General features: G+C 72.4%; 3 protein-coding genes. 1 reads left to right on the top strand and 2 read right to left on the bottom strand.

Annotation, left to right across the window (positions count from 1 at the left end; all coding sequences use genetic code 11):
• Positions 1-1403: methyl-accepting chemotaxis protein (locus tag AB0M08_RS47045; RefSeq protein WP_364508771.1), on the bottom strand; the 1403-nt coding region annotated here is incomplete at its 3' end.
• A gap of 85 nt (positions 1404-1488) precedes the next feature.
• Positions 1489-2670 carry an FAD-dependent monooxygenase gene (locus AB0M08_RS47040; RefSeq protein WP_364508768.1) on the bottom strand — a complete coding sequence of 394 codons (1182 nt, stop codon included), beginning with the start codon at positions 2668-2670 and terminating at the stop codon, positions 1489-1491.
• Positions 2671-2708: 38 nt separating this feature from the next.
• On the opposite strand from AB0M08_RS47040, the gene AB0M08_RS47035 reads away from it, so the two are divergent.
• Positions 2709-5744, top strand: coding sequence for an AAA family ATPase (locus AB0M08_RS47035; protein ID WP_364508765.1), 3036 nt, complete (start codon positions 2709-2711; stop codon positions 5742-5744).
• Positions 5745-5913 lie beyond the last annotated feature (169 nt).

The following is a 5913-nucleotide window of genomic DNA, read 5'->3' as shown; positions in this document are numbered from 1 at the left end:
TTGGCCACCTGCGCGGCCTGCGCGGCACTGCTCGCGATCTCCCCGATCGCCGCGTTCATCTCCTCGGCACCCGCCGCCACCGACTGCACGCTGTAGTTCACCGTCTGCGTCGCCTCGGCCGCGGTACCCGACTTGTCCGACACCTGCGCCGCGTCGCCGTTCAGGCGATCGGTGGACTCGGCCAGCCGGTCGGCAGCCGCCTGGACCTCGGTCGCCGAACCCGCGATGCCGCGTACCGTCCCGGCGACCTTCTCCACGAACCGGTTGAACGCACCCGCCAGCTGACCCGCCTCGTCGTCGCGGACCACCTCGGCCCGCTGGGTCAGGTCACCGTCGCCGTCGGCGATCTCCGCCATCCGGCCGCTCAGCGACTCGATCGGCTTGACCATCGACCGGGCCACCGCGAGCGCGATCAGGGCGGCCAGCACCACCGCGCCCAGGGTGATCCACATGCTGGTGTGCTGGGCGCTGATCGCGCTGGCCAGGATGGTCGCGGTCGGTACGGTGACCACCAGCGACCAGGTGTCGTTGCCGACCACGATCGGGGCGGCGATCTGCACCTGCTCGTCGTCGCCGCTGCCGATCACCCGGCGCTCGGGCGACCCGCTGGTGGCCGCGGTGCCGGCCAGCGTGACCACGGCCGAGTCGGCGGCCTGCCCGGCCTGCGAGCTGTCCCCGCCGGCGACCAGCAGGCCGCCCGCGCTGAGCAGCACGGCCGAGCCGGTACCGAACGGCTTGATCCCGCTGACCAGCGAGGAGAAGCTGTCCAGCGACATGTCGATGCCGGTCACCCCGGCGACCTTGCCGCTGCGCACGATCGGCACCACCATCGACGACATCAGCACGCTCTCGCCGCCGATGTCGTACCCGTACGGCTCCTCCAGCTTCTCCTCGCCGCTCTCCACGACGGAGATGTAGTAGTCGCCGTCGCCCGCGACCGTGTAGCTGCTGCACGCCTTGGTCTCGATCGCGTCGCCGTTGCGGAACCACCACGGGATGAACCGTCCGGTCGCGTCGTTCTGCACGCCGGCGTTGCGGTACTTCCTGTCCATGCCGTCGAAGGCGTTCGGTTCCCAGAGCGTCCACGCGCCCAGGTAGTCCGAGTTGTTGGTGAGCACCGCCTTGAGCTCGGCGTTCGCGATCTTCCGGTCGCCGCCCGCGGCGACCAGCACGTTGAACTCGCTGGCCAGGTCCCGCGACGAGCGCAGTGCGGAGAGCAGCTGGCTCTGCACCTCGGCCGCGCTGGTCTCGGCGGTCTGCTCGGCATAGTCGAGACCGGTCTCCCGGGCCTCCGACATGTTCTTGTGGGTGATGTAGTACGCCACGGCCAGCAGGGACAGACCGGTGATCAGCACGACGCAGATGATCATGCGGAGCTTAATCGTCAGACGTAGCAGACGCATCCTTGCCTCCCAGCCAGCCGCAGACAGTCGACATCACCCCCTTCGGCCCATCCGCCGCATCACTGAGGCGATTCCGGTCAGAAGATCAAAACCCGGGCTTCTCCCGTACGGGAGGAAGCTCTGCCTCTGTGGTGGCGTCGTAGTCGTAGATCCACGCGGCGGCGGTCAGCGGATCACGCGACCCGAACGTGGCGTCCCGTTCCCGCTGCTCCGGGCCGTCCGGCAGGTGGTTGAGACGGGCGCGATCGTGACTCATCCGCTGCAACCGGGTGGTCCGGCCGACCCGCAGCGCCTCGTAGCGCCGGAGCGCGTCGTGCGGCGCGCCCGGAGCCGCCGCGAGGCACCCGGCCAGGACCGCGGCGTCCTCCAGGGCCTGCGCGGCACCCTGCGCGACGAACGGGAACATCGGGTGCGCGGCGTCGCCGAGCAGCGTCAGCGGCCCCCGGCTCCACCGGTCCAGCGGCGCGCGGTCCAGCAGCGCCCACCGCCCCGGGGTGCCGCCCGCCCGGATCAGCGCGGTCAGCCGAGCGTCCCACCCGGCGAACTCGGCGAGGAACTCCTCCACGCTCGCCGTGGCACTCCAGGACTCGGTCGTGTACCCGCCGGCCGGCGCGATCGCGACCAGGTTGACCACCCGCCCCGCGGAGATCGGATAGTGCACGAGATGATGGCCGGGCCCGATCCAGAGCGTCTGCGCGGCCCGGCGCGCGAACTCCGGCGCCAGCGCGGCCGGGACCAGGGCGCGGAAGGCACACATTCCCGAGTACGCCGCCGGCGCGTCCCCGGCGATCGCGGCGCGGACCACCGAGTGCACACCGTCCGCACCGACCACCACGTCCGCCTCGGCCCGGCTGCCGTCGGCGAACACGAGCACGTTCCCGTCGACGCCGGTGCAGCGCATCCCGAGCCGGATCGCCGCGGGATCGACCGCCGCGCGGACGGCGTCCAGCAGGTCGGCCCGGTGGCTGGTGTAGGTGCGCTCGCCCGTACCGGAGAGATCTTTCGCGGACAGGATGCGGCCGTCCTGCCACCGCCGGAACTCCCACCCGACGTCGATCGCCACGGCCCGCTCCCGGAACCGGTCGAGGACCCCGAGGCGCCGCAGCAGGCGTACCGCGTTCGGCGCGACGATCAGCCCCGCGCCGATCTCGGTCAGCGCCGCCGCCTGTTCATAGACGGTCACGGCGAACCCGGCCCGCCGCAGGAACCCGGCGGCCGCGAGCCCACCGATCCCACCCCCGACGATCGCGATCCGCAGCCCGCCCATCCCGCCATCGTATTGATCACGGGTAGTACGATCCGGCCGTGGGGGGAGCAGCGTTTCGTTTCGGTGATTTCGAGCTGGACACCTCCCTCTTCGAGCTCCGGTCGGCGGGCGAGCGCGTCCCGCTCGAGCCCCGCGCGTTCGACGTCCTCCACTACCTGATCGTCCACCGTGACCGGGTGGTGTCCCGGGAGGAACTGCTCGACGCGGTCTGGGGCGACCGCTTCGTGACCGAGGGCGCGATCACCACCGTGCTGCGCAGCATCCGCGTCGCGATCGGTGACGTCGACAGGGACAACCGGCTGATCCGCACCGCCTTCCGCCGCGGCTACCAGTTCGTCGGCCCGGTCACGCCGATCCCGGCCGTCGCCGGGCCGCGCGCCGACCCGGCCGGCGCCCTGCCCGCCCGGCTCACGGCGGGCACGGGCCTGGGCTTCTCCGGTCGAACCCACGAGCGCGTGGTCCTCGCCGACGTGTGGAAGGAGGTGCTCGCCTCCGGACAACGCCGACTGGTTCTGATCAGCGGAGAGGCCGGCATCGGCAAGACCGCGCTCTGCTCGGTCTTCGCGGCGGCGACCCGGCACGAGGCCGTGGTGCTCTACGGCCGCTGCGACGAGGAGCTGTCGGTCCCCTACCAGCCGTGGCGGGACGCGCTGACCACCCTCGACCACGATCTCCCCGACGTCCTGGCCCCGCGTCACGAGGCGCTCGCGCCGCTGATGGGTGGCGCCGGCGCGGTGGACCTGGAGTCGGACTCGGCCCGCTTCGTCCTCTACAACGCGATGGTGGACGTCCTCGGCGCGGTCGCGGCCGGGGGGAAGCCCGTGCTCCTGGTACTGGACGATCTGCACTGGGCGGACGTCCAGACCCTCGTGCTCCTGCGGTACCTCTTCGAACGCGCACCGGCCACGCCGATCATGATGATCGCGACGTTCCGGGACTCCGACATCGACGCCGGGCATCCCCTGTCCGGGCTGCTCGCCGCGACTCACCGCCAGACCGGCACCACCCGCCTGGCGCTGCGCGGACTCGACGACGGCGAAGTGCTCGGGTTCCTGGAGACCGTCGCCGGTCACGACCTGGGCGGTGAAGGGCCCGCGCTCCGGGACGCGTTACGGGCCGAGACCGAGGGCAACCCGTTCTTCCTCACCGAGATCGTCCGCCACCTCATCGAGACCGGAGCCGTCACCGACCACGACGGCCGGTGGAGCACGCCGGCTCCGCTGCTCCACCACGGGCTCCCGCTCAGCGTCCGCGAGGTGGTGAGCCGCCGCGCCCAGCGTCTCGGCGCGGAGACCCGGCGGGCACTCGACGCCGCGTCGGTCATCGGCCGGGAATTCGAACTCGGCCTCCTCGGCGAACTCCTCGGCGAGGAGCCCCTCCGGACGTACGAGCGCCTGGCACCGGCGGTGGAGAACGCGCTCCTCGTCGACGCCGCCGGACGATTCGCGTTCACCCACGCCATCGTCGCGCACACCCTGTACACCGAGCTCGGGCCCACCGCCCGTGCGTTCGGCCATCAGGCGGTCGCCGTCGCCCTGGAGCGGCGGGCCGGAAGCGACGGGGGAGAAGGGTCCGGTGAGATCGCCTACCACTGGATCCGCGCCGTCGGCCCGCACCACCGGGTCAAGGCCGCGGAACACGCGTTCCGGGCGGGCGGCTACGCGCTCACCCACCTCGCGCCCGACGACGCGGCCGGCTGGTATCGCCAGACCCTGGGCCTGCTTCCCGAGGGCCCGTCGAGGCGCCGGTGCGAGGCCCTCGTCGGGCTCGGGACCGCCCAGCGACAGTCCGGCGACGCGGCGTACCGCGAGACCCTTCTCGACGCGGCCCGGCTCGCCGTCGACCTGAACCTCGACGACCTTCTGGTACGCGCGGCCCTCGCCAACAACCGCGGCGGCGCGAGCCGGCTCGGCGCGATCGACGAGGAACGCGTCCTGACGCTGCGGCGGGCCATCGCGACGCGGCCGCCGGCCGCCGACGCCGCCCTCCTGCGCGCCATCCTCGCCATCGAGATCCACATCGTGGCGCAGAACGAGGCCGAGGTCGTCGTCGCCCACGCGATGGCGCTCGCCCACGAAACCGGTGACGACGTCGTCCTCGCGCAGGTCGCCCGCCTGAGTGAGCGGGCACTGCGGCCGCTGAACGCGCTGGACCAGCGGGAACGGATACTGCGAGAGGGCGTCGCCGCCGCGGAGCGCACCGGAGATCCGTGGCTGCGCGGTCTGCTGTCGACCTCCTACCACGGGATCGCGCTCGAACGCGGCGACCGGGACACCATGGACCGCGAGCGGGACATCCGGGACACGTTCGCCGAGCGAAGCCCGGAACCCTTCTTCACCTGGGTCAACCTGCAGTCACGGTCGATCGGCTTCTTCCTCGACGGCGACCTGGGCGCGGCCGAGACGGCCGCCGAGACGGCGCTGCAACGCGGCCTCGCCGTCGGCCAGAACGAGGCGCTCTTCGGCTACGCCGCCCAGCTCTTCCAGATCCGCCGGGGCCAGGACCGGCTCACCGAGGTCGCCGAGAGCTTCGAGCAGGTCTCCGCGGCCCACCCGGCGCTGCAGATCTTCCGCGCCGGCCTCGCCTACCTGTGGTGCGAGACGGGCCGTACGGCGGACGCCCGGGCCCTCGCCGAGAACCTCGACGTCGCCCCGGACGGCGCGCCACAGTTCCTGTCGACCGCCGTGATGCTCTGGGCGGAGGTCTGCCACCGGCTCGCCCTCCCCGACCAGGCCGCCAGGCTCGTGCCGTTCCTGCACGACCGGCGCGACCAGGTCGCCACCACCGGTGCGACCACCGAGGGCTGCGTCGCCTACGGACTCGGGCACGCGCTGGCCACCCTCGGCCGCTCCAGCGAGGCGTCCGAGGCGTTCGAGCTCGCGCTCGCCGTCAACAGCCGCCTGCGCGCGCCGCTGCTGGTCGCCCGGACCCGGATCGCGTACGCCGAACTCCTGGCCGAGACCGACCCCGACCGGGCCCGCCACCTCGCCACCGCGGCCCGGACCACGGCCGCCGAGTCCGGTTTCGCCCTCGTCACCCGCCACGCCGAACAGCTGCTCGCGCGCCTGCCCTGACGGCGGGCACGTCTCTTCCCTCCGGCTCCACCCTGCCGTTCCCGTGGTGCTGCGGGCGGCGCGGCCGTGGTGATGGCTGGATGCCCCTATGGTCTGTCAAGGTGTTGCGGGGATCAGGAGTCGGTAGATTTCGCGTGCTATGTAGCGTTTTAGGCAGCGGATGATTTCG

It is taken from the genome of Actinoplanes sp. NPDC051851 (genome assembly GCF_040681165.1).
Classification (GTDB): domain Bacteria; phylum Actinomycetota; class Actinomycetes; order Mycobacteriales; family Micromonosporaceae; genus Actinoplanes.
This window is presented reverse-complemented; position numbering and strand designations above follow the sequence as displayed.

What these genes read in the sequence shown, in the direction of transcription:
- AB0M08_RS47040 (WP_364508768.1), bottom strand. Translation starts at nt 2,670, where the DNA reads ATGGGCGGGCTGCGGATCGCGATCGTCGGGGGTGGGATCGGTGGGCTC.